Here is a 23,549-nt window from a genome sequence, read left to right on the forward strand (position 1 = left end):
AAATGAGTAACTTGTGGATATTTGGTTTTCAAGCGCTATGGAGTCCAATCTTTTTATTATTTATGCTTTCGATCCTCATTGGATATTTTTTAATTATTGGGCCGTATAGAATGCGATTTGAACATGCGACAAAGGTAAGTAAGAAGCAAGTTTTTTATTTTACGACTGGAATTGTTCTTTTGTATTTTGTAAAGGGAGGGCCTATTGATTTAATTGGTCATATTATATTTAGTGCACATATGTTTGAAATGGCAGTTATGTATATTGCCGTTCCGCCTTTGTTGTTGCTTGGTATACCAGTTTGGTTATATCGTTATATTACTTCTTTTAAGTTCGTTCAAATTATATTAAAGATATTTGCTAAGCCACTTATTGCATTGTTTGTATTTAATGGCCTGTTTTCTTTTTATCATTTACCAGTTGTTTTTGATGCAGTAAAACAAAGTCAAATTGCTCATCCTATCTGTCTCGCTATATTGTTCTTTACGGCAATCATGATGTGGTGGCCGATGCTAAATCCATTACCAGAATATCAAACGTTAAGTGATATAAAGAAACTTGGTTATATGTTTGCTAACGGTATATTATTAACGCCAGCTTGCGCGTTAATTATTTTTGCAACGGCGCCGTTGTTTGCAACGTATACGGATCCGGCTGCTTGGATGAAGGCGATGGAACTATGTGTACCGGCGGGAACTTTATCTGATTTAAATATAACTGGACCAGAATTTTTACACTGGATGCCGATCGTACAAGACCAACAAACAGGCGGCATCATTATGAAAATTGTCCAGGAAATAGTGTACGGTACAATTATTGGTTATGTGTTCTTTCGATGGGCGCGTCGAGAGCGTGAAAAGGATAAAGAGCAGTTACAACAATTGCCGCCGTATTTACAAACGAAGTAAAAAAGTGTATGGGTTTCCATACACTTTTTTAGTTTTACTAAACTTCAATAGATTGAATTTTCTAATTATTTATGTTAAGTTAGTGTAGGCATGTACTAAAAGTGGATATAAGATTTACTACTAGCTTTAATGCATAATAATTCCATGTGTAGTACAAGTTTTTTAGAGAGTTACAAATTTATATTGTTATCTTTAATAAAACAAGGACTATTTTAAGGGGGAATTTAAATGGGTAGTAGTGGAAGTATGGTAAAGCCAATTAGTGGTTTTTTAGCAGCATTAATACAATATCCAGTACCGGTAGTAGAGTCACGTGCAGACATTGATAAACAAATTAAACAGATCATAAAAACAATTCATTCAACTAAAGCAGGGTATCCTGGATTGGAATTGATAGTATTTCCAGAATATAGTACGCAAGGGCTTAATACAAAAAAATGGACTACAGAAGAGTTTTTATGTACGGTCCCTGGGCCAGAAACAGACTTGTTTGCTGAGGCATGTAAAGAGTCTGAAGTATATGGTGTTTTTTCTATAATGGAAAGAAATCCTGATGGTGGAGAACCGTATAATACAGCAATAATTATTGATCCACAAGGTGAAATGATTTTGAAGTATCGTAAGCTAAATCCTTGGGTGCCAGTTGAACCTTGGAAGGCTGGAGATTTAGGTTTACCTGTTTGTGATGGACCAGGAGGAAGTAAATTAGCTGTTTGTATTTGTCATGATGGTATGTTTCCTGAAGTAGCTCGTGAAGCAGCTTATAAAGGTGCAAATGTCTTGATTCGTATTTCTGGATATAGCACACAAGTTAGTGAACAATGGATGTTAACTAATCGTTCGAATGCATGGCAAAATTTAATGTATACATTGTCGGTGAACTTAGCCGGTTATGATGGTGTATTTTATTATTTTGGTGAAGGACAAGTATGTAATTTTGATGGGACTACTTTAGTGCAGGGACACCGAAATCCTTGGGAGATTGTTACTGCTGAAGTATATCCAGAGCTAGCAGATCAAGCTAGATTAGGATGGGGTCTCGAAAATAATATATATAATTTAGGTTCAAGGGGATATGTAGCGACTCCTGGTGGGGTGAAAGAAAACCCATATACGTTTGTAAAAGATTTAGCTGAAGGTAAATATAAGGTTCCTTGGGAAGATGAGATTAAAGTAAAGGATGGAACTATTTATGGGTATCCAGTCAAAAAGACGATTCATTCTTAAGTAAGATAAATAGAACAAGCGCATCATATTGATGCGCTTGTTCTATTTACTCAATGATTTGGAATTCTTTTAACTCTTTTTCGATATTTTGTAGGAGTTGTTCGCTTTTTTGAATTACATTCGTTGGGAAATTTTCACCATCACCATATTCAACGCCGTGAGGATAATAATGTTTACCTAATAAGGGAGGGAGTAGCTTTATTTCAGCGTGTCTGCTGCCAATGTCACCTTCAACAGCTAAACCTTGTACACGTAAATAATAAACATCGTTTAATATTTCGAATTTATAATCGTATGTAACTCGTTCATAATCCCACTGTCCAGCAAGTACAAAATGGTTCTTTTCCATAATCTCTGTTAATAGTGTTAAATCAACGACTGCCCCATTAAATTTCGTATTTGTAAATTGCATAAAATACCTCCTTTTTTAATGTTACACCATTATTTTTATAATAGTATGAATAATAAGAAAGTGCAATTCATATTGAGAGAAAAGGGATAATCCAGACTTTTTTTGCGAAAATATGATATAGTGAAAAGAGTACGGTACACACAAAAAAAGGAAAGAAAAGGATTTGTGTATATCTCAATTTTATGTTTTTTGCAGGAGGTATATCGATTGAAGAAATTATTGCGTATCGTAATGATTACAATTTTAATTTTAGCTGTTGATTTATACGGGAAATTACTCGTTTCACAATATATATTAACCCCATCTCAATCAAAGCAAGAAAATAAAATTGTGAAAAAGAAAAAACAAGTAAATGAAGACTCTTCTGATACGGTTTTAAATATGATTGGTGGGGACTCTGAAAATTTATTAGCAAAATGGGGCGAACCTTCTCGAATAGAACCATCTGCTTACGGATATGAATGGTGGGTATACAATCAAGATTTAGCTCAGTATGTTCAATTTGGGGTTGCTGAACGTAAAATTGTAACGGCGTATGTCGCTGGTGAGCAAGTTAAGGTGCCACCTTATTATATAAATGAAAAGTATGAAGATGTGTATAAAAAGAATCCACTTTCTCATGAGATTTCGTTAAAAAGAGGAAAGAATAGTTATCAATTTGAGTTATCTGATACCGAAGTGATGGAACAACCATTAGTACCAGTAGAAGATGGTTGGGCACAATTATATTTTGATCATTTTACGCATGAGCTTGTCGGTGTTCGTTATATGGATGACGAAACGTTATTGCGTCAAAGACCGTATCAGCTCGTTTATTCGGGTGAATTATTAGCAGAACAACCATTAACTCCAGATAAAATGAAACAAATAGAGAATGGGAATATGCAACAAATTTTTGATTTAACAAATATTATTCGAAGCCGTCATAATTTACCGTTATTAGCGTGGGACCAACAAACGGCAGAGGTGGCAATCGGTCATAGTAAAGATATGAAGGATAATAATTACTTTTCACACGATTCACCTACATTAGGTACGTTAGGAGATCGTTTACAGCGCGGGAAAGTAGGATTTCAACTTGCCGGTGAGAACATAGCGGCGCAACATAGTGATGGGGTTGCGGCATTGCAAGGTTGGTTAAATAGTGAGGGACATCGAAAAAATTTATTGAATGAACAATTTACAGGATTAGGTGTTGGCGTATACGATAAGTTTTATACACAAAATTTTATTCGGAAATAAAATGAAACTGTAAATTGTGGATGGGAATCTTCCCCTATGCAAATAGTAGGATAAAAAGGTGCATGAATCGTCTAAAAATAGGCGAACCATGCGCCTTTTTTTTCTTATTATATAGTAGATATACATGAAGAGGTGAGGATTATGCCGACAACAAAAGGACCGTTACATCCATCGGTTCAACAGTTTAAAGAGTTTGTAAACCATCACCCTAAAATGGTTCATGAAGTTCGAAGTGGTCATAAAACTTGGCAACAGTTTTATGAGGAATGGTACTTACTTGGTGAAGAAGATCCAATATGGGCAACTTTTAGACCGGATGGAGCGCCTGCTTTTTCTTCGGTAAAAGAAAAGAAAAAAGAAAATGGAAAAGAAAAGGACACTCGAACTGAAGAGGAAAAAACTGCTGATGTGATGGGACAAATGCTTTCTTTCTTTAAAAAGTTAGACGTGGAACAAATGCAACATCATTTAGCCAATGTGACGAGTGCTATTGGGAGTGTGCAACAAGTTTTTCAACAATTTCAAGGAAAACGCACGCAGCAAGAAGAGAGTACTTCCGAAAATAATCCATTTTTCTTTCAGAAGGATTAGGAGGAAAGCGGATGAGAGCAGAAATTATGGAGTTTATAAAGGCTGATGAGGATTTATCTCGCTATATTAGGGAGCAACCTTACTGGTATAGAAAACTAACGCGAAACCCTGAAGAAAAAGAGGCATTTGAGTTAGCAGCTATGCAACATTTCAAAAAAACGATACCAGATAAAGTTGAGAAATTTCAAAATCAATTGGCAGTTGCTTCCATTATGATTGATATGTTTCAGTATATGAAGCAGCAAAATGCAACATAATTGGAAGGGAAAACTATGTCCGTCATGCAGAACTTTTGATACAATAGAAGCGGATTATTTAAAAAGGAGTTGCAGCATGAGCATGACGGAAATTTGTTTAGTACGACATGGACAAACTGATTGGAATTTTCAAGAGATTATTCAGGGACGTGAAGATATTCCGCTTAATGAAGTGGGGAAGAAGCAAGCGAGTCAAAGTGCAGCTGCTTTGCAAGCGGAGGCATGGGATATAATTATAAGTAGCCCATTAATTAGAGCGCAAGAAACAGCTAAGGAAATTGCAGAGGCAACTGGATTACAATCAATTTTATTAGATGAGCGATTTGTTGAACGTAATTTTGGTGAAGCTTCTGGGAAGCCAGTTGCGACTGTTAGGGAATTAATTGCAGAAGGTAAAGTAGAAGGTATGGAGCAAGATGAAGAAATTGTAGCTCGTTGTTTTGCTGCGGTAAAAGATGTTGCAGAAACTCATTCTGGCAAACGTATTATTATTGTAGCCCATTCTCATGCGATAAAAGCAATTTTACATGCAATTGCTCCGGAAGATATTTCATTTAAGACACCGTTAAAAAACGCATGTATTAGTTATGTGAATGAAAATAGTGGGAAGTGGGATGTTGTTAAATACAACATCGCGGAACATATTAATGTATAAATGTGTACTGAAATTATTAAAAAATAGTTAGAATGATATCTTTCTGTTTAGTGAGACACTTCAATTAGTAGTTCTATTCTAAATGTGTTATGATAAATACTCGGAGGTGTCTCTCATGATTGTAGCGACGCTAGAAAGCGTATTAATATTAGATAAGGCAGAGCAGCTTGCAAAAGCGATCATCTGTTCAGATATAGCAGAAGATTACCGTAAATGTTATAAAGACTTGCATGAAGATATGGAAGTTCAGACGTTAATTCAGCAATTTACAGCGATGAAAGAACGATATGAGGAAGTGCAACGTTTCGGTAAATATCATCCTGACTATACTTTCGTTTCGACGAAAATGAGGGAATTGAAGCGTTCTGTAGATTTACATGATAAGATTGCAGCTTTTAAGCGAGTAGAAACGGCTTTACAAAAGTTGTTAGATGAAGTTAGTGTAGCAATCGGTTCTGAGGTGTCCTCTTCCATCAAAGTTCCAACAGGAAATCCATTTTTTGATGCTGGTGGCTGTGGTGGCGGTTGTGGTACCGGCGGAGGTTGCGGTTGTAAAAAAACGGGGTAAATCACCCCGTTTTTTAGAAGATAGAAGAAAACGTATACAGAGTTTGTCCTGTAATGTCATAAATTTCTGATTGGTTTTCATAAAATATAAAATATATGTTTTTAAAAGGAGAAGATGGAGAAGATTATGTTCGGGCAACGACAAAGTATGATTGTTTATTTACATTCATTGAAACATGCCAAGATTTTAAGAAAATATGGTAACATACATTACATATCAAAACGTTTAAAATATGCAGTAGTATATTGTGATATGGAACAAATTGAGCATATGATGCAAAAGTTGAACAAACTTCCTTTTGTGAAAAAGATAGAACAGTCGTACCGCCCGTATTTAAAAACGGAATTTGAAAATTCACGTCCTGATCGGGCAAAAGAATACGATTATAGCTAATAGAAAAAATCCCCTGCTAATTTTAACAGGGGATTTTTTATTTGAAATAACACATTATTTCATTGGAGGAATAAAATTATTCATTCGTAAAATACCAATTAAATGATTGAAAAACAGTTCTTTTTCTGGGAAAGTTGTGGATGGTTTTACCGTAAAGGTAGTCACTTTTTTTCCAAGTTGTTCTGCCGTTTCTTCAAATAAAATGACGCGTTTACTTTTTTTATTTTCAAGTACAGGAATGCCTTCACGACATATGTATAATGGTTGGAAATCACCAGTAGTAGTTGGTTTTAATATTACAACAAGTGAGCACACTTTTTTTTCATTTTTAATTGTTTCAAATTGTAACATATGTGTTATACGTTCTTGATTTGCTTTGGCAATTTCAAGTAATTCATATAAATCAGAGTAGCCCTCTCCGAGTTCTATAAAGCGTTGAATCATATCTTTTCCTCCTCTTTCTTTTACTGTACCATCTCACTTTTTAAATGAAAAGTAGACAAAGAAAAAAAACCCTGCAAAGCAGGGCCCTTCTTATACTAGCATGTACTAGTAAGAAGGCAAAGGGAGAGGAGAAACCGGAGGAAGAACTTATGGGGAAACGTAAGTCTTCTCCGCGGTTGGCAACAACATCAAAGGTGATGTTGTTATAGTTATTTATGTCCAATCTAAATGAAGATATACATGATGAAATTAAATTTTATGTTGGGCTTTTTATTTTTCTTTTTTTTATTTTATGATAGGATAAAAAAGATAAAGTGAAACGAATAGTTCGTGTTAGCGAATGGTGAGATGAATACATAAAAATGCAGAGCGGTTATTTTAAGCTAAGTTCTTCTAGTCTTCGTTGGAAGATGAATGGAATCGTAAAGTTTGGTAGCGGTTACCGAATGGAGAAAGGCTTTCTATAATTGCTCGATAGATTGAAATAAAGGTAGTGACAACAGATGAGAGTAGTTTCAGGAAAATGTAAAGGACACCCACTTAAAGCGGTGCCAGGTAATACAACACGTCCAACGACTGATAAAGTAAAAGAATCCATTTTTAATATGATAGGCCCTTATTTTGATGGGGGTGTCGCTCTTGATTTATTTGGTGGTAGCGGTGGTCTTGGAATCGAAGCTATAAGTAGAGGGATTGATAAAGCGATTTTTGTTGATCGAGACAATAAAGCGATAAAGGTAATCCATCAAAATTTAGAAAGTTGTAGAATACAGGAACAAGCTGAAGTATATCGGAATGATGCAGAACGTGCGATAAAAGCACTTATAAAACGTGAAATATCATTTGATCTTATATTAATTGATCCTCCATATAAAGATCAAAAAATTGTATCTTTAATTAGTGTAATGGATCAACATGGATTACTACATAACGATGGTTTAATTATGGCGGAGCATGGTAATGATGTAGTTTTACCTGAGGCTATAGGAAGACTTGTAAAAGTGCGAGCTGAAAATTATGGCATTACAGCGATATCGATTTATAAGTATGAAGGTGAGGGGACGGAATGACAAGTATAGCTATTTCTTCGGGAAGTTTTGATCCAATTACCCTTGGGCATCTGGATATTATTAAAAGGGGAGCAAAAGTATTTGACGAGGTATACGTAGTAGTTTTAAACAACTCGTCAAAAAAACCGTTCTTTTCAGTGGAAGAGCGTTTAGATTTAATTCGAGAAGCAACAAAGGATATTCCTAATGTTAAAGTAGATTCACATAGTGGACTACTAGTTGAGTATGCAAAAATGCGTAATGCGAACGCGATTTTACGTGGATTACGAGCAGTTTCTGATTTTGAATATGAGATGCAAATTACTTCTATGAATCGAAAGTTAGATGAAAACATTGAAACCTTTTTTATTATGACAAACAATCAATACTCATTTTTAAGCTCGAGCATTGTGAAAGAAGTTGCGAGATATGGAGGAAGTGTAGTAGATCTTGTACCTCCTGTTGTAGAACGTGCTTTAAAAGAAAAGTTTCAAACCCCGTTAAAGTGAACGGGGTTTTTCTTTGTTGCTCCGAAAAAATAATAAGATGACATATATATATAAGCAAAATAATGTAAATATCGGTCCGTAGTGTATAAAAGATGTCCAAAATTCATGCAGAATAGAAGAATGATTCGATAAAAAGACAGGGATATCTTTTTGCATAGGTGAAAAAGAGCTTACTTTTTCATAAAATGGTTTCCAAAATATAAAAGTAAAAATAGGGGCAAGAATACTTTGGATAATTCGTGCGAAAAAATAGGGCTTAAATCTAATGTCTGTTTCAGCTAATATGCTAGCGACTTGTGCCTGAATAGAAAGGCCGCTAAATGCTAAAATAAAGCTTGTTACCATAGCTTGCTGCAGGAGGGGTGTTTCAGTTATTTGACTAATCATTTGGCTTCCAAGTGTCATTTCAAACATGCCAGATAATATTGGGATACTAAATTCAGTAGTTAGTTGGAAGAATGATAAAATATGTTGCATAATAAAAGAAAGGGCTGCTGTAATATGAAATACAGTAATCATTTTATTTAAAACAGAGAATAAAATAATAAATCCACCAATCATAAGTAGCGTTTGAATAGAAGAAACGATAGCGTCCCCAAGTAATTTTCCTATTGGTCTTTTTTCTTGCATACGTGTCTCGTGTAGAATTGAAAAAGGGTTTTGAAAAGGGTGTTTTTTAGTAACATGTTTATCATGCGTGGAACTGTTGTTATTGCCATAAAAACGCATCAGTAACCCGACAGCAAAATTACTTACATAATGTGCAGCAGCTAATACGATTCCTAATTTCGGATTATTGAAAAAACCGATAGAAACAGCGCCAAAAATAAAAAGTGGATTGGATGAGTTTGTAAAAGATACGAGGCGCTCTGCTTCAATTTGTGTTAGCTGATTGCTTTTGCGCAGTCTAGCGCTTAATTTGGCGCCAGCGGGAAAGCCTGAAGCCATTCCCATTGCCCAAACAAATCCGCCTATTCCTGGAACGCGGAAAAGTGGTCGCATAAGTGGTTCTAATATAACGCCTATAAATTTTACAACACCAATACTAATGAGAAGTTCGGCAATGATGAAAAACGGTAAAAGTGAAGGGAATACAACTTCCCACCATATATTTAACCCTCGAATGGAAGCTTGTAAAGCAGCTTGGGGGTGGAGTACAAGAGAAAAGGTTAAAAAAAGTGTTGATATGGTAAGGAAAGCCGTTTTCCATTTTTCATACATGTAAGTAAATCCCCCTTTGTCCCAAAAAACGTTCATTTCAGTATACGTGGATACGTAGTGAATTTAGACCATAAGTATGAAAAAGGAACGAAAAAAATTAAAGGGTGAGAAAAGTGAAAGAACCGAAAATTGGCTTAGCTCTTGGATCTGGGGGCGCAAAAGGTTTTGCTCATATTGGTGTGATAAAGGTTTTAAGGGAAAATGATATACCGATTCATATGATTGCAGGAAGTAGTATGGGGGCTTTGGTAGGTACATTTTATGCGGCTAGTTCAAACGTTGAAAGACTGTATAAACTGGCAAATGTTTTTAAGAGGAAATATTATTTAGATTTTACGGTTCCGAAAATGGGATTTATTTCTGGAAAACGTGTCAAAGATATGATTAAAATGTTTACATATAATAAAAATTTAGAAGAATTAGATATCCCGACGGCTGTTGTGGCTACTGATATCTTAAAGGGGGAAAAAGTAGTTTTTACAAGTGGTCCAGTTGCAGAGGCGGTGAGAGCAAGTATTTCTGTACCTGGAGTGTTTGTGCCAGAGAAAATAGATGGACGATTATTGGTAGATGGCGGAGTAATTGATCGCATCCCAGTATCGGTTGTGAAAGAGTTAGGTGCCGATATTGTCATTGCTGTTGATGTATCCCCGATTAAAGTAAATGGAGAGGTTACGTCTATTTATGATGTAATTATGCAGAGTATTGAAATTATGCAACATGAGCTTGTGATAAATCGGCAAATTGCATCTGATTTAATGATGCGACCAGCTGTAGAACAATTTAGTTCCCGGGCTTTTACAAACATTGAAGACATTATTCGAGTTGGAGAGGTAGAAGCGGAAAAGCATGTTGCAAATATTCATTTATTAATTGAGCAGTGGAAGGAGAAACATAATGTTTAAGCGTTTTCGGTTTATATATGCAATTTTAATAGGGGTTATATTGGCAATGTTACTTGTTTATGTACGTCTGCCGTATTATGTAACGAAACCAGGAATGGCTGCCAAATTAGAGCCTTACGTTCAAGTTGAAGGGGGAACAAAAGAATCAGGTGATTTTATGCTTGTTACGGTTTCAATGGGACCGGCAAATGTAGTGAATTTAATAGCGGCACAGTTTAATAAATATACACATATTTCAAAAGCGGAAGAAATATTACAAAAAGGTGAAAGTGATGAAGAATATCAATTTCGCCAAAATTATGCGATGAAAGATTCGCAAAATGCAGCGATTTATAATGCTTATAAACGTGCAAATCGTACTGTTTCTTTTGAAAATAAAGGTGTGTTGGTTGCTGGTGTAGCGAAAGGGATGCCTTCAGAAGGAAAGCTTAAACTTGGAGATGTTATCATTGCCGTCGACGGAAAAACATTTGAAAAGACAGAACAATTTATTGAATATATGACAGGGAAAAAAGAAGGAGATACAGTAAATATTGAGTACAAGAGGGATGGGAAACAGTTAAAAGAAAATTTAAATGTAAAGACTATTCCGAATGGAAATGGACGTGTTGGTATAGGTGTTTCTATCGTTACGGAAAGAGAATTAGTAGTAGATCCGAAAGTGAAAATTGACTCTCATGAAATAGGCGGACCATCGGCAGGCCTAATGTTTACATTAGAAATATATAATCAACTGGTGGAAGATGATTTAACAAGAGGGCATGAAATAGCTGGAACAGGGACGATCAATGAAAAGGGAGAAGTTGGCCCGATTGGTGGTATTCAGCAAAAAGTGGTTGCTGCAAGTGATGCTGGTGCTGAAGTGTTCTTTGCACCAAATGAAAAAGGTGCGGAGAAATCGAATTATAAAGATGCACTTGAGGCTGCGAAAGATATTAAAACGAAAATGAAAGTTGTGCCAGTTGATACGTTGGATGATGCATTAATGTATTTGGAAAAAATGGGCAAGAAATAAAAAAATCTCTCTGAAAAGAGAGATTTTTTTATAGGAATTTTGCAGTTGTTTCATCGTAACGAATTGGATGGTGTGTTGCATCTTGTTTTAGTAGTTGTGTTCGTAATGGTTCTTGTATGATGGAGAAATATACAGAATTGGCTTTTCGATCTATGTGTAAAGTAGGATGGTCAAATGTTTTTGTATGGGTAAGGATTGGAAGCTCTATTTTTTTCTTGTTTTTTGAAAGGTACGTTTGTCCTTTTTGTGACATGCCTAATAGACGAATGTATGGTGCATGTTGCTCTATATTTGCGCAATGTATTTCTTCTTTTGTTGTATTTGTTAAAATATGTGTACAAGCTCTTTGTAATCTAGTCCACGTATAACGTTTCGTTTTTAACGCTTCCATGAATGAATGGAAGGAGGAACTGGTTTGTATTTTTGATAAAATACGATGCTCTAAACCTTCCTCAATTTCATATATATGTCGTAAGTCTTCTGGAGACATTGTCATAAGTTTGTATTTAAAAAATGAAAAGTATTGTTCCCAATTATGTAATGTCCCGTAGTTTTGTTTATAACTTGCTAAAAGAGAAGCAGTCACTTTTGGGATGAAAGGCTCAATTTCTGTAAAGGAACTATTTTCACTAAAAAGTTGTTTGCGAATACTTGTTGCGCTTGCAATATGTTGGTCGTTAAATGTTTCATCATGATAATGAGATGCGAACCTTTTTATCGTTTGTGCTTGCATAGAACTATTTTGCATTAGAATTGCTTTTATGTATTGGAAGCCTAAAATGTTATTTGGTTGTGACATGTCTATATTTTTTTCAGAAGATAAAATGTGTAGGAAAGCTTCAGATGTAGCTTTTGCGTAACTATTACCTGCGTTCATAAGTTGCTTTACAAGACGATTAAAAGTCTCTTCTTCATTTTTCTGCACAGAGATGGTGTTATAAAAATTTTCGATTTGTCCATCTTCACTGCCGAAACAAATTTCAGAAACGTGTAGGGCGTTTAAAATAGAAATAGCGCCATTTGCAAAGGTTTCGGCCTTTTGCGTTGAAAAGGCATAAGGAAGCTCTACAACGAGGTCTACACCGCATGCTAAGGCCATTTTGGTACGATACCATTTGGATACGAGTGCTGGCTCACCACGTTGTAAAAAAGGGCCACTCATAACAGCGATTGTAATATCAGAGTGTGTTAACTTTTTTGTTTGTTGCACATGATAAGCATGACCGTTATGAAAAGGGTTATATTCAACAACAATACCACTGGCTTTTATGGTAATCTCTCCTTTCGATGTAGCATCTTTTTGAAAAACGTGATACTCTATATATTATTTACTATGATGACTTCATTATAGTGTAAAGAAAAAACATTGACAAATATAAAATGGCTAGCTATAATTTTGTTTGTTGCCTTGAGGTGATATGATATGAAATGGTCCATCCATCAATTGAATAAATTGAGAAATAAAGGATTGACATTGGATGAGATGGTAGATGTAAGTGAGCTAAAAGAGGTCGAGAAAGATATTCGTGAAATTAATCCTGTTCACGTAACAGGAAGAGTTGATTTTGGCTCCGGTAAGTTTACGTTCCATCTACATATAACTGGAAGCATGGTTTTACCATGTTCTCGCTCTTTAGTAGATGTGACATTACCATTTGACATTAAAACAACTGAGGTGTTCCAAACTTCACAAGAAGAATTTGAAACTGAAGCTGAAATTCATTGTTTAGAAGGAGAAGTACTTGACTTACTGCCCGTAATCAAGGAAAATATACTTTTGGAGATTCCAATGCAAATTTTCAGTGATGATGTTTCTGGTGGAGCACCGACGCAAGGTCAAGACTGGCAAGTGATTTCGGAAGAAGACAAAGAAAAGCCTGTTGATCCAAGATTGGCAGGACTTGCAAAGTTTTTTGACAAATAATCGGAAGACTGGTTCAGGCCTTCATATGAAAATAACTATTTCTTTTAAGGAGGTGGGAAGAATGGCTGTACCTTTTAGAAGAACTTCTAAAACAGTAAAAAGAAAGCGTCGTACGCATTTCAAATTATCAGTACCTGGTATGGTAGAGTGCCCAAGCTGTGGTGAAGCGAAATTAGCTCACCGTGTATGTAAAGCATGCGGTACTTACAAAGGTAAAGAAGTAATTAGCAAGTAATTGCGGGAAAATAAACGTAGAAGATATCTTCTACGTTTATTTTTTTGTCTTATTCTTCATTTGTTGTATTCTATCTTTTCTAGTAACTGCATATGTTTAATAAAAAATGCATAGGGAGGACTAGAGAGATGGCGACAACAAGACAAGATGCTTGGACTGATGATGAAGATTTGCTTCTGGCAGAAGTAGTACTCCGGCATATTCGAGAAGGTGGAACGCAATTATCTGCCTTTAAAGAAGTGGGAAGACATTTATCTCGTACACCAGCAGCATGTGGCTTTAGGTGGAATTCTTACGTTAGAAAGCAATACAAAGAACGTATTGAAGAAGCGAAGCAACTGCGTAAAGTGGAAAATTATGAAGTGAAAGAGACGAAGGTATTAGAACCTACGTCAATTACATTGAATGATGTTATTGATTTCTTGAAAAATTATAAAGATGAAAACTCTTTAGTGGTGTTGCAACAGCAAATTGAATCGTTACAAACAGAGAAAGAGAGCCTGTTGGAGCGATTATCAGTATATGAGGAAGAATATAGAACATTGCTTGATTATATCGATCAAAAAAGAAGTGTAATGGTAGCGGAAAGAAATAGCGCTCGTTCGAATGGGAAATTAGAGAAGTTAAAGAAATAAAAAAACAGCTGCTATGTAGCTGTTTTTTTATTTCTTATGCAGACTCTTCATTTGTAACCGCATTCAAATTTGTTTCTGGGTGCCAAACGTAAAAATCACCATCAGGTACTGAAACAGGTTGGAAATTTAATTTATCCCAAAAACCAGCTGAATGGATACGTGCAATCGTTTTGATTGGGAACTGCAGTCCCTTCGCATAATTTACAAGCATTTCTCCGAATCCTTGTTTTTGGAAAGTTGGTAATACTTCAAGTTTATAAAGTTCTAGGTAAGTACCTGTAATTTCGAATGGTTCCCCGCCGTTCCTTTTCATGTATAGACTCATACGTGCAATGAGTGATCCACCGTAATAAATACCGTAAAATGGAGATTCACTATTGTTTTCAATAATGTTTGCTTGTAATTCTTCTAACATGGATAGTTCTTGAGCTCCGCAGCCTTTAAATTTTTTAAACTCGTCTAATGTTTTATAATTGATGAGCAAGCGCTCAACTTTTGGGAATCCCATAACATCACATCCTTTTTGTCTCATTGAATGCAGAAAAGTGAAAATATTTATAATAATATTATAACTCATTTTTTTATTTTTATGAAGATGATAGTGTATTTCTTTTATTATTTTTTTGAGGATTTGCTAAACTAAGAGTAGAAGCATAGTAATAAGTAGTATATACATATTGAAAGAAGAGGTGGCATTTGATCATCTTTAGTTAATTATGATTCCGTATGAATCGGAGGTTCGCGGAATAAAAGAGGAGGGGAAAAAGGGACTTATGTATCGTGTTCAAATGAGTTCCTTGTGTGAAAATGAAAATTGGAGTTGTGGGACCGGGAGCTATTGGTCTATTGTATACATTTTATTTACAAAAAAGTAATCAAGATGTTACGTTGTTTACAAGGACAGCTAAGCAGGCTGACGAATTAAATATAACGGGTGTAACTTGTATTAGGGAGGGGAAACGTGAAACGGTATTCCCGCCAGTATTACCAATAGAAAGTATGCTAGACCAGCAGCTAGATTATATATTTATTGCTGTTAAGCAATATCATATAACTGACATACTACCTTTTGTGCGAGGGAAATCCTCAGTAGTCTTTTTGCAAAACGGAATGTCACACCTTCATGCTATGCAGAAAATAGAGAATGAAAATATTGCAGTTGGAATTGTAGAGCATGGTGCGAAAAAAGAAGAAAGACATATCGTTTATCATACAGGGATAGGTGTAACGAAGTTTGGAATCGTGCGCGGTCGGTCTATACATTTTGAAAAAATATTTAATTGCTTTCCTTTTCCGCATTTTCCAATTCGAATAGAAGATAATTGGAAGGATGTTATGCACAAAAAATTAGTAGTGAATGTATGTATCAATCCATTGACAGCATTATTACAGGTCAAGAACGGAGAATTGATCACGAACCCGTTTTTTTATCAGATGATGGAGCAAGTATTCCAGGAAGTCGTTTTTCTCGTTAAAGAAGAAAAAGAAATGGTATGGGAAATGGTACGTCATGTATGTGAAAGAACATCTCATAATACATCATCTATGTTGGCAGATGTAAGGGCGAATAAACAAACAGAGATTGGTGCGATTGTTGGATATGTATTAGAAGAAGCTAAGAAACAGCAACGATCCGTTCCGACACTTCAATTTTTGTTCGATGCAATAAAAGGGTTAGAAGTAAAAGTATAAGTGTAATTCTTTGCTTTTACGTGAAACATTGACTACAATGTGGATTGGTGAGAGAACAGGATACGAAAGGAAGAATTATATGGAGATAAAAGAAATCTCTGTTCCGCAACAAGGTGTTGTAGCGGACTATATGAACGGTAAAAAAGAGATACAGTCGTGTTTTGATTATATGTTAACAGAAAATGCTTTTAAACAGCGTGTACAAGATTTGCGTGAGAGGGAGTTTTTCCGCCAAGATTTAGTAGCGCATTTATTAGAATATAATACAAAATTACAAGCGGGAGAAGCTACCATTCAAAATGTAAAAGCGCTTGAAGATGAAGATACATATGTTGTTATAGCTGGACAACAAGCTGGGTTATTAACTGGACCACTTTATACGATTCATAAAATTATTTCAGTTTTACAGCTTGCGAAGGAAAAGGAAGAAAGTTTAGGCGTTAAAGTTGTTCCTGTTTTCTGGATTGCTGGTGAAGACCATGATATGGATGAAATTAATCATACTTTTGTAACGAAGAATAAAAAAATAAAAAAGACCATTTTTCATGATCGTAATCCGAAAAAGGCGAGTGCTTCAGAGTCTGAGCTTTCTTTGGAAGACTGTAGAAAGTGGATTGAAGAAATTTTTAAAACATACCCTGAAACGAATTTTACAAAGGATGTACTACGATTTATTGATGATTCTTTAGGGAAATCGAATACGTATGTAGATTTCTTTGGTCACCTTATTATGAGAATGTTCATGAATTCTGGTTTAATTCTTGTCGATTCGCATCATCCTGAATTAAGAAAATTAGAAGTGCCGTTTTTTAAACAAATTGTAAGTAAGTATAAAGAAGTGCAAGAGGGGCTTCATAACCAACAGGAAGTAATTAAAGAATTAGGATATAAACCAATTATTGAAACAAAGTCTAATGCAGTACATATATTCATGGAAATTGATAATGAGCGAGTGTTGCTTGAAGACAATCAAGGGAAGTTTGTTGGGAAGGATGGGACGTATTCCTTTTCGTATGAGGAATTGATTGAAGAGATGGAAAGAAGCCCAGAGCGCTTTAGTAATAATGTTGTAACGCGCCCTCTTATGCAGGAGTATGTATTTCCTACGTTGGCGTTTATTGGAGGTCCAGGGGAATTAGCTTACTGGAGTGAATTACAACAAGTCTTCCATACTATCGGCTTCCGAATGCCGCCTGTCGTTCCTCGTATTACAATTACTTATATTGAGAGGGATATAGCGACAGATTTACACGATTTACAATTGCAAGAGAGTGACCCGTTTTTAAATAACGTAGATAAGTTGCGTGAAAACTGGCTATCTAATCAAATAGAGGAACCGATAGATGAACGATTTGAAGAGGCGAAAAAAGAAATAATTGATATTCATAAGTCATTACAACAGTTTGTGAAGAAAATAGATCCTGGATTAAGTTCGTTTGCAGGGAAAAACGAGTTCAAAATTAATGAACAAATTGAACTGTTGGAAAGAATGTTGAAAAGAAATGTTGAGAAAAAACATGAAGTGGAACTAAATAAATTCCGTCGTATACAATTTGCACTACGCCCATTGGGAGCGCCACAAGAGCGTGTGTGGAATGTATGTTACTATTTAAATCAGTTCGGTTTAGATTTCGTTGATCGTGTAATGGAAAAACCGTTCTCTTGGAATGGAAAACATCACGTTATAAAACTATAGAATCTTGCTCTTAGGAGCAGGATTTTATTTTTATTCCGTTGAATTTACTGTGAAGTGAAATTTTTCTGAATTATTAATTTTAAAAAAGCTAATATCGTAATTATGCAGGATACTTAAATATATGACAAAATAGCACAAAATGTAAACGTATTATTATCTTTTTCGACAGTTTTTTATTTAAATTCCCGCAAAAGATGATAAAATTTAGTATATAATAAAAGAAAATGGCGATTTGTATAGTATGCTGCCTTTGTAGGCAAGTTAAATGAGTCGTTCTTTCATAGTATTTCGTTCTCTAGTCGTGAAATATGCGTTTAGAGGAGGAGATACATTCAACATAATTAATTGGAAAAAGAGTAGGTGCAACAATGTTTAATCACGTAACAGTGCTTTTGAAGGAAACAGTAGATGGCTTAGATATAAAGCCAGGTGGTACATATGTAGATTGTACACTGGGGGGAGGAGGACATAGTTCTTATTTATTATCCCAATTAACTGAAGGCGGAAGATTAATCGCGTTTGATCAAGATGAGATAGCAATTCAAAATGCGAAAGAAAAATTCTCTTCATACGGTGAGCAGTTCATAACAGTAAAGAGTAATTTCCGTTACCTATCTGAAAAACTACAGGAATTAGGTATAACAGAAGTAGACGGTATTTTATTTGATTTAGGTGTTTCATCCCCGCAATTAGATACACCAGAGCGTGGCTTTAGTTACCATCATGATGCACCGTTAGATATGCGAATGGATCAAGATGCCCCATTAACAGCCTATGATGTTGTAAATAGTTGGTCATATGAACAACTTGTAAGAATTTTCTTCCAGTATGGCGAAGAGAAATTTTCAAAACAAATAGCAAGAAAAATTGAAGCGTATCGTGAGAATAAAGCTATTGAAACGACAGGGGAATTAGTAGAACTAATTAAAGAGGGTATTCCAGCTCCTGCTCGTAGAACTGGTGGACATCCTGCGAAGCGAGTGTTCCAAGCGATCCGTATTGCGGTAAATGATGAATTGAAAGTATTTGAAGAAGCGTTGGAATCTGCAATTGAGATGGTCAAGCCAGGCGGAAGAGTTAGCGTTATAACATTCCATTCTTTAGAAGACCGTATTTGTAAAACGACGTTTAAGCGAAATAGTACAACGCCACAATTGCCACCAGGATTACCAATTATTCCTGATGAATTTAAGCCAAAATTAAAACTTATTACAAGAAAACCGATTTTACCTTCTGATATAGAGTTAGAAGAAAATAATCGAGCGCGTTCTGCGAAATTGAGAATCGCTGAAAAACGATAAAAAGGGGAGAGAGGTATGAGTAACTTAGCTGTAAAGTACAAGCAACAAGCGCAAGAAGAGGTTCAGATTCAAACGCCCCCACAGCAGATGGTTCAGCCGAAAGCTAAAGCGAAGATTACAAGAATCGAAAAACTGTTGTATGTAGTGTTTATTGGCTTTTTATTGTATGCCTGTGTAGCGTTTATTGGAAATAAAGCAGGCCTTTATCAAGTTAATGTAGAAGCTGCGACAATAGAACAAAAAATTGTACAGCAGCAAAAAGAAAATCAAGAGTTACAGGCTGAAGTAGAGAAGTTAAGTCGTTATGAACGAATCGCTGAAGTTGCAAAAAAACACGGGCTAGAAATTAATGCGAATAATGTGAAAGGCCTCAAATAAGGCAATAGGTGTGAAGGGAAAATGAAGAGAAATATGACTAAATTTCATACCAATAAGGGAGCAGGGTATTTTATGATTTTATTCCTCCTGCTCTTTTTGCTGTTATTAGCCCGATTTTTTTACATACAAGCGACAGGAACAGTGCATAATCAGGATTTGGATAAACTCGCTCAGCAAAAACATAGTAAAACAGGAGTTCTCGAAGCAAATCGCGGGACGATTTATGATCAAAACGGTCATGTGTTAGCGCAAGATGCAAACTCTTATAAACTTGTAGCGGAACTAAAAGGTGCGAAGCCGGTTGAGAATAAAGAGGATACCGCCAAGAAAATTGCGGGCGTACTCGGAAAAGATGAAAAGAAGATTTTAGATACGTTAAATAAAGAAGGTAGAAGTCAAGTAGAATTTGGGAATTTAGGTAAGGGCTTGACGAAAGAACAGAAGGAACAAATCGAAGCATTGAAATTGCCAGGTATATCTTTTATTACAGAAAATGCAAGAGTGTATCCAAATGGTGATTTCGCATCTTATGTTGTAGGTCATGCGAGACCTGATGATAAAGGAATTGCTATAGGACAATTTGGTTTAGAAAAGAGTTTGGATAAGTATTTAGGTGCTGCTAATGGAAAAGTAGCTTATACAGGTGACCGTAGAGGAGTATCTCTTGACGGTGGAAAAGTGAATGTAAAGGCACCTAAAAATGGAGATAATGTCTATTTAACGCTTGACCAACGTATTCAAAGTTATTTAGAAGACGCGATGAAAGAAGCGAGTAAACATTATGAACCGGAAAGCTTAATAGGAATTGTTGCGGATCCAAAAACAGGGAAAATATTAGCGATGTCTAGTAAACCTAGTTATGATCCGAACCAGGAAATTAATGAGTATTATTATAATGATGCAATTGCAAATGCATTTGAACCTGGATCAACAATGAAAATTTTCACGCTAGCAGCAGCTATTAATGAAGGTGTGTATAAGGGACAAGATTATTATCAGTCTGGTACATATCAAGTCGGGAACCGCAAAATAAAAGATCATAATGGCGGTGCTGGATGGGGATCTATCACATTTGATGAAGGGGTAGAGCGCTCTTCCAATGTAGCGTTTGCTATTTTAGGTGATCAAAAACTTGGTCCAGACCGTTTCCGAAAGTATATTCACGCTTTCGGATTAGATGAAAAAACGAATATTGATTTACCTGATGAAGGTTCAAATACCATTTTATTCGATCAGCAAATACAGCAAGTAACGACAGCTTTTGGACAAGGTTCTACTGTAACACCAATTCAGCTTGTACAAGCTGCAACGGCTATTGCGAACGATGGGAAAATGATGAAACCTTATACAATTGATAAAATTGTAGATCCGATAACAGGGGAAGTAAAATTAGAACATAAGCCAGAAGAAGTGGGCAAACCGGTTACAAAAGAGACAGCAGCGCAAGTAAGGCAGTTATTAGAACGTGTTGTTACATCACCGAAAGGAACAGGAACTGCTTATAAAGTCGATGGATATTCAGTTGGTGGTAAAACAGGAACAGCGCAAATTCCGGATGGAAAAGGTGGCTATATGACAGGAAGAGAGAATTATATATTCTCGTTCTTAGGTATGGCACCTATGGATGATCCGCAACTTGTTGTATATGTAGCTGTTAAAAAACCGAAGTTGAAAGATGATGAGAGTGGTGCACAACCTTTAGCTGATATTTTTAAATATGTAACGAAGAATAGTTTAGAGTATTTAAAGATTAAGCCTAATGAAGTGAAAGATCCGAAGAAATATGTGAAAGAGCAACAAACTGCTGTTCCAGATGTAACGGGAAAAACGATGGAAGAAGCGAAAAAAGCTATTGATAAAGCAAAACTTCGCCCAATCGTATTAGGTGAAGGGAAAGTACAGCAACAAGTACCGAAAGCGACTGAACAAACATTGAAGGGTGACCGAGTGTTCTTAGTGGGAGATCAACCTACAATGCCAAATATACAAGGCTGGGCACTTCGTGATGTTATGAATTTAGCAAAAACATTAAAGCTTAACTTAAAACCTACTGGTACCGGATATGTAACTGAACAAAGTGTGCCAGAAGGAACATTGTTGCAACCTGGTACAGAGTTAGGTGTAACACTTGTGCCGCCACTTGAACCACAACAAGAAGCAGAAAAGCCGTAATGGTAAAAGAGAAGAAGTTCTAATTAAATAAGTACAAGCATATATTGGAACAAGCTAGGCGTAAGGGAGGCTTGTTCCAATATGCGTGTATCAAATGTAACAGTTAGAAAACGACTTATTTTTATACTCATATCAGGTATACTTATTTTCACTATCATCGATATTCGTCTTGGATATGTGCAATTTTTTCTTGGGAATATGTTAACGGATCGTGCGAAAGATTCATGGAGTCGTAATATTACTTTTGAACCTGAACGTGGAAAAATTTTAGACCGAAATGGTGTGGAACTTGCCACGAATAAAAGTGCTCCAACTGTCTTTGTTGTACCGAGGCAAATTGAAAAACCAGCAGAGACTGCAGAGAAGTTAGCTGCAGTATTAGGTGTGGAAAAAGATGAGATTTATAAGAGGATTACAAAAAAAGAATCAATTGTAAGGTTAGATAAAGGCGGAAGGAAAATATCACATGATAAGGCGAAAGAGGTAAGAGGATTAAGTTTGAAAGGTGTTTATATCGCAGAGGACTCTATCCGGTACTATCCATTTGGCAACTTTTTATCACACGTATTAGGGTTTGCAGGTAGTGATAACCAAGGTCTTATGGGACTAGAAAAATATTATGATAAAGAACTAAATGGTGATGAAGGTCATGTGCGCTTTTTTGCAGATGCAAAAGGGCAAAGGATGCCTAATGTTGGTGATGATTTCAAAAAACCAGAAGCTGGTTTGAATTTAGGCTTAACAATTGATGCACGTATTAATAGAATTATGGAAAGAGAAATGAATATTGCAGAGTCGACATATAATCCAGATGGTATGATTGCGATTGCGATGAATCCGAAAAATGGTGAAATTTTAGGTATGTCGAGTCGGCCGAGTTTTGATCCGGCAGATTTTCAAAGTGTTTCTCCAGAAGTGTACAATAGAAATTTACCAGTATGGAGTACGTATGAACCTGGTTCAACATTTAAAATCATTACGCTAGCCGCAGCTTTGAATGAAAATTTAGTAGACTTAGAGAAAGATACGTTTTATGATGATGGAGCAGCTGAAGTTGGTGGAGCAAGATTGAAATGCTGGAAAGCAGGAGGCCATGGTAGCCAAACGTTTTTAGAAGTAGTTCAAAACTCTTGTAACCCAGGATTTATCGAACTGGGTGATCGTCTTGGTAAAGATCGATTGTTTAAATACATTCGTAATTTTGGCTTTGGACAAAAAACTGGAATTGACCTGCAAGGTGAAGGTAGTGGGATTTTATTTAATCTAGACAAAGTCGGTCCAGTCGAGCAAGCAACAACTTCATTCGGTCAAGGTGTTTCTGTTACGCCAATTCAACAAGTGGCGGCGGTAGCAGCAGCTGTAAACGGTGGAACATTGTATCAACCGTATATAGCTAAAGAATTTATTGATCCGAAAAACAATCAAGTTGTAAGTAAAAAGACACCTGTGGAAAAAAGAAAAGTTATTTCCAAGGAAACTTCAGAAAAAGTTCGGTATGCATTAGAGAATGTTGTAGCAAAGGGATCTGGTAAAGGTGCTTTTATTGATGGGTATCGTGTAGGCGGAAAAACAGGTACGGCCCAAAAAGTGAAAGATGGTAAATATTTAGAGAATAATTATATCGTATCTTTTATCGGTTTTGCTCCAGCAGATGATCCAGAAATTGTTGTATATGTTGCTGTTGATAATCCGAAAGGTGTAACGCAATTTGGTGGAGTAGTAGCAGCTCCAATTGTTGGGAATATTCTGCGGGATGCACTTCCTGTTATGGGAGTGAAACCGAGAAAAGAACAAGTTGAGAGAGAATATAAATGGGGCGATACACCAACTGTGGAAGTTCCGAATTTAATTGGTATGAAAAAGAAAGACTTACAGACGCAACTCGTTGATTTGAAGCTTGATATAAGCGGAGATGGAGAGAAAGTCATTAAACAGTCCCCAGAAGCAGGAGCTAAAGTGAAAGAAGGCTCAAAAATTAGAATTTACTTCGGGAATTAAAGGTAACCTAGTACGTTTTATGGTACAATTGGTGGAAGTGAGTTCTTTATAGAAGAGTTACTTAATTTGAGACCGCAAGAGTCTCGGTTATAAATAGGTCTATTTATTAGACACAGTAGCAC

26 protein-coding genes are annotated in these 23,549 nt (G+C 35.9%); 21 read left to right on the forward strand and 5 right to left on the reverse strand.

All coding sequences use genetic code 11. The features are described 5' to 3' along the window. Positions 1-2 precede the first annotated feature (2 nt). Both ctaG and QCI73_RS08000 read left to right on the forward strand, forming a co-directional pair. The gene (gene ctaG / locus QCI73_RS07995; protein ID WP_000069012.1) at positions 3-908 is read left to right on the forward strand and encodes a cytochrome c oxidase assembly factor CtaG; all 906 of its coding nucleotides are present in this window, start codon (positions 3-5) and stop codon (positions 906-908) included. Positions 909-1,136: 228 nt separating this feature from the next. Continuing rightward, on the forward strand, positions 1,137-2,135 hold the full coding sequence (locus QCI73_RS08000; protein WP_000535781.1) for a formamidase: 999 nt from the start codon (positions 1,137-1,139) through the stop codon (positions 2,133-2,135). Positions 2,136-2,181: 46 nt separating this feature from the next. On the opposite strand, the gene QCI73_RS08005 is transcribed toward QCI73_RS08000, so the two are convergent. Beyond that, entirely contained in the window at positions 2,182-2,547 is a 366-nt protein-coding gene (locus tag QCI73_RS08005) for a YugN family protein (protein ID WP_353822736.1), read from the reverse strand. 207 nt (positions 2,548-2,754) lie between these two features. Here QCI73_RS08005 and QCI73_RS08010 point away from each other — a divergent pair, with 207 nt between their 5' ends. The 6 genes from QCI73_RS08010 (at position 2,755) to QCI73_RS08035 (ending at position 6,253) form a co-directional block, all read left to right on the forward strand. Next, the gene (locus tag QCI73_RS08010; RefSeq protein ID WP_000735391.1) at positions 2,755-3,789 is read left to right on the forward strand and encodes a CAP domain-containing protein; all 1,035 of its coding nucleotides are present in this window, start codon (positions 2,755-2,757) and stop codon (positions 3,787-3,789) included. 141 nt (positions 3,790-3,930) lie between these two features. Continuing rightward, positions 3,931-4,380, forward strand: coding sequence for a YlbD family protein (gene ylbD / locus QCI73_RS08015; protein ID WP_001143335.1), 450 nt, complete (start codon positions 3,931-3,933; stop codon positions 4,378-4,380). Positions 4,381-4,391: 11 nt separating this feature from the next. After that, on the forward strand, positions 4,392-4,637 hold the full coding sequence (locus QCI73_RS08020; protein WP_001200990.1) for a YlbE-like family protein: 246 nt from the start codon (positions 4,392-4,394) through the stop codon (positions 4,635-4,637). Positions 4,638-4,719: 82 nt separating this feature from the next. Beyond that, positions 4,720-5,292, forward strand: a complete 573-nt coding sequence (locus QCI73_RS08025) for a histidine phosphatase family protein (RefSeq protein WP_001998138.1) — start codon at positions 4,720-4,722, stop codon at positions 5,290-5,292. A 115-nt stretch (positions 5,293-5,407) separates the two neighbouring features. Continuing rightward, the gene (locus tag QCI73_RS08030) at positions 5,408-5,860 is read left to right on the forward strand and encodes a YlbF/YmcA family competence regulator (RefSeq protein WP_000634351.1); all 453 of its coding nucleotides are present in this window, start codon (positions 5,408-5,410) and stop codon (positions 5,858-5,860) included. A 126-nt stretch (positions 5,861-5,986) separates the two neighbouring features. Beyond that, positions 5,987-6,253 carry a YlbG family protein gene (locus tag QCI73_RS08035; protein ID WP_002080814.1) on the forward strand — a complete coding sequence of 89 codons (267 nt, stop codon included), beginning with the start codon at positions 5,987-5,989 and terminating at the stop codon, positions 6,251-6,253. 54 nt (positions 6,254-6,307) lie between these two features. Here the strand turns inward: QCI73_RS08035 and QCI73_RS08040 are convergent, their stop codons facing one another. Then, positions 6,308-6,697, reverse strand: coding sequence for a DUF7147 family protein (locus tag QCI73_RS08040; protein WP_000616011.1), 390 nt, complete (start codon positions 6,695-6,697; stop codon positions 6,308-6,310). Positions 6,698-7,200: 503 nt separating this feature from the next. On the opposite strand from QCI73_RS08040, the gene rsmD reads away from it, so the two are divergent. Both rsmD and coaD read left to right on the forward strand, forming a co-directional pair. Further along, positions 7,201-7,767, forward strand: coding sequence for a 16S rRNA (guanine(966)-N(2))-methyltransferase RsmD (gene rsmD, locus QCI73_RS08045; RefSeq protein ID WP_001266987.1), 567 nt, complete (start codon positions 7,201-7,203; stop codon positions 7,765-7,767). Then, positions 7,764-8,255 (forward strand): pantetheine-phosphate adenylyltransferase, encoded by a 492-nt coding sequence (coaD, locus tag QCI73_RS08050; protein ID WP_000200598.1) that lies wholly within the window; start codon positions 7,764-7,766, stop codon positions 8,253-8,255. Before rsmD ends, coaD begins: the two co-directional genes overlap by 4 nt. Here the strand turns inward: coaD and ylbJ are convergent. Continuing rightward, positions 8,247-9,476, reverse strand: coding sequence for a sporulation integral membrane protein YlbJ (gene ylbJ, locus QCI73_RS08055; protein ID WP_327922578.1), 1,230 nt, complete (start codon positions 9,474-9,476; stop codon positions 8,247-8,249). The genes coaD and ylbJ overlap by 9 nt on opposite strands. 113 nt (positions 9,477-9,589) lie before the next feature. Here ylbJ and QCI73_RS08060 point away from each other — a divergent pair, with 113 nt between their 5' ends. Next, entirely contained in the window at positions 9,590-10,381 is a 792-nt protein-coding gene (locus tag QCI73_RS08060) for a patatin-like phospholipase family protein (RefSeq protein WP_000662598.1), read from the forward strand. Continuing rightward, positions 10,374-11,396 carry a SepM family pheromone-processing serine protease gene (locus QCI73_RS08065; protein WP_000476306.1) on the forward strand — a complete coding sequence of 341 codons (1,023 nt, stop codon included), beginning with the start codon at positions 10,374-10,376 and terminating at the stop codon, positions 11,394-11,396. Before QCI73_RS08060 ends, QCI73_RS08065 begins: the two co-directional genes overlap by 8 nt. A 28-nt stretch (positions 11,397-11,424) precedes the next feature. On the opposite strand, the gene QCI73_RS08070 is transcribed toward QCI73_RS08065, so the two are convergent. Then, positions 11,425-12,666: a nucleotidyltransferase gene (locus tag QCI73_RS08070; RefSeq protein WP_353824097.1), complete on the reverse strand. Its 1,242-nt coding sequence runs from the start codon at positions 12,664-12,666 to the stop codon at positions 11,425-11,427. Between the two features lie 153 nt (positions 12,667-12,819). Between QCI73_RS08070 and QCI73_RS08075 the strand changes: the two genes are divergently transcribed. The 3 genes from QCI73_RS08075 to QCI73_RS08085 all read left to right on the forward strand — a co-directional run bounded on the left by QCI73_RS08075 (position 12,820) and on the right by QCI73_RS08085 (position 14,190). After that, positions 12,820-13,320, forward strand: coding sequence for a YceD family protein (locus tag QCI73_RS08075; protein WP_000872145.1), 501 nt, complete (start codon positions 12,820-12,822; stop codon positions 13,318-13,320). Between the two features lie 61 nt (positions 13,321-13,381). Further along, positions 13,382-13,555 (forward strand): 50S ribosomal protein L32, encoded by a 174-nt coding sequence (rpmF, locus tag QCI73_RS08080; RefSeq protein ID WP_001984764.1) that lies wholly within the window; start codon positions 13,382-13,384, stop codon positions 13,553-13,555. A gap of 128 nt (positions 13,556-13,683) precedes the next feature. Beyond that, entirely contained in the window at positions 13,684-14,190 is a 507-nt protein-coding gene (locus QCI73_RS08085) for an RsfA family transcriptional regulator (RefSeq protein WP_327922579.1), read from the forward strand. Positions 14,191-14,224: 34 nt separating this feature from the next. Here QCI73_RS08085 and QCI73_RS08090 read toward each other — a convergent pair whose 3' ends face one another. Further along, positions 14,225-14,698, reverse strand: coding sequence for an N-acetyltransferase (locus QCI73_RS08090; protein ID WP_000506707.1), 474 nt, complete (start codon positions 14,696-14,698; stop codon positions 14,225-14,227). 293 nt (positions 14,699-14,991) lie between these two features. Between QCI73_RS08090 and panE the strand changes: the two genes are divergently transcribed. The 6 genes from panE (at position 14,992) to QCI73_RS08120 (ending at position 23,427) form a co-directional block, all read left to right on the forward strand. Continuing rightward, positions 14,992-15,882 (forward strand): 2-dehydropantoate 2-reductase, encoded by an 891-nt coding sequence (panE, locus tag QCI73_RS08095; protein WP_353822737.1) that lies wholly within the window; start codon positions 14,992-14,994, stop codon positions 15,880-15,882. Positions 15,883-15,961: 79 nt separating this feature from the next. After that, positions 15,962-17,578 (forward strand): bacillithiol biosynthesis cysteine-adding enzyme BshC, encoded by a 1,617-nt coding sequence (bshC, locus tag QCI73_RS08100; RefSeq protein WP_353822738.1) that lies wholly within the window; start codon positions 15,962-15,964, stop codon positions 17,576-17,578. A gap of 368 nt (positions 17,579-17,946) precedes the next feature. Further along, a complete protein-coding gene (gene rsmH / locus QCI73_RS08105) occupies positions 17,947-18,879 on the forward strand; it encodes a 16S rRNA (cytosine(1402)-N(4))-methyltransferase RsmH (protein ID WP_000481789.1) in 933 nt (310 codons plus the stop codon). Positions 18,880-18,894: 15 nt separating this feature from the next. After that, positions 18,895-19,257 carry a cell division protein FtsL gene (gene ftsL / locus QCI73_RS08110; RefSeq protein WP_000067083.1) on the forward strand — a complete coding sequence of 121 codons (363 nt, stop codon included), beginning with the start codon at positions 18,895-18,897 and terminating at the stop codon, positions 19,255-19,257. Between the two features lie 21 nt (positions 19,258-19,278). Next, positions 19,279-21,429 (forward strand): penicillin-binding protein, encoded by a 2,151-nt coding sequence (locus tag QCI73_RS08115; protein ID WP_483299572.1) that lies wholly within the window; start codon positions 19,279-19,281, stop codon positions 21,427-21,429. A gap of 81 nt (positions 21,430-21,510) precedes the next feature. Further along, positions 21,511-23,427, forward strand: a complete 1,917-nt coding sequence (locus QCI73_RS08120; RefSeq protein ID WP_001266227.1) for a stage V sporulation protein D — start codon at positions 21,511-21,513, stop codon at positions 23,425-23,427. Positions 23,428-23,549: the final 122 nt, after the last annotated feature.

It is taken from the genome of Bacillus cereus group sp. MG16 (genome assembly GCF_040459875.1).
Lineage (GTDB): Bacteria > Bacillota > Bacilli > Bacillales > Bacillaceae_G > Bacillus_A > Bacillus_A paranthracis.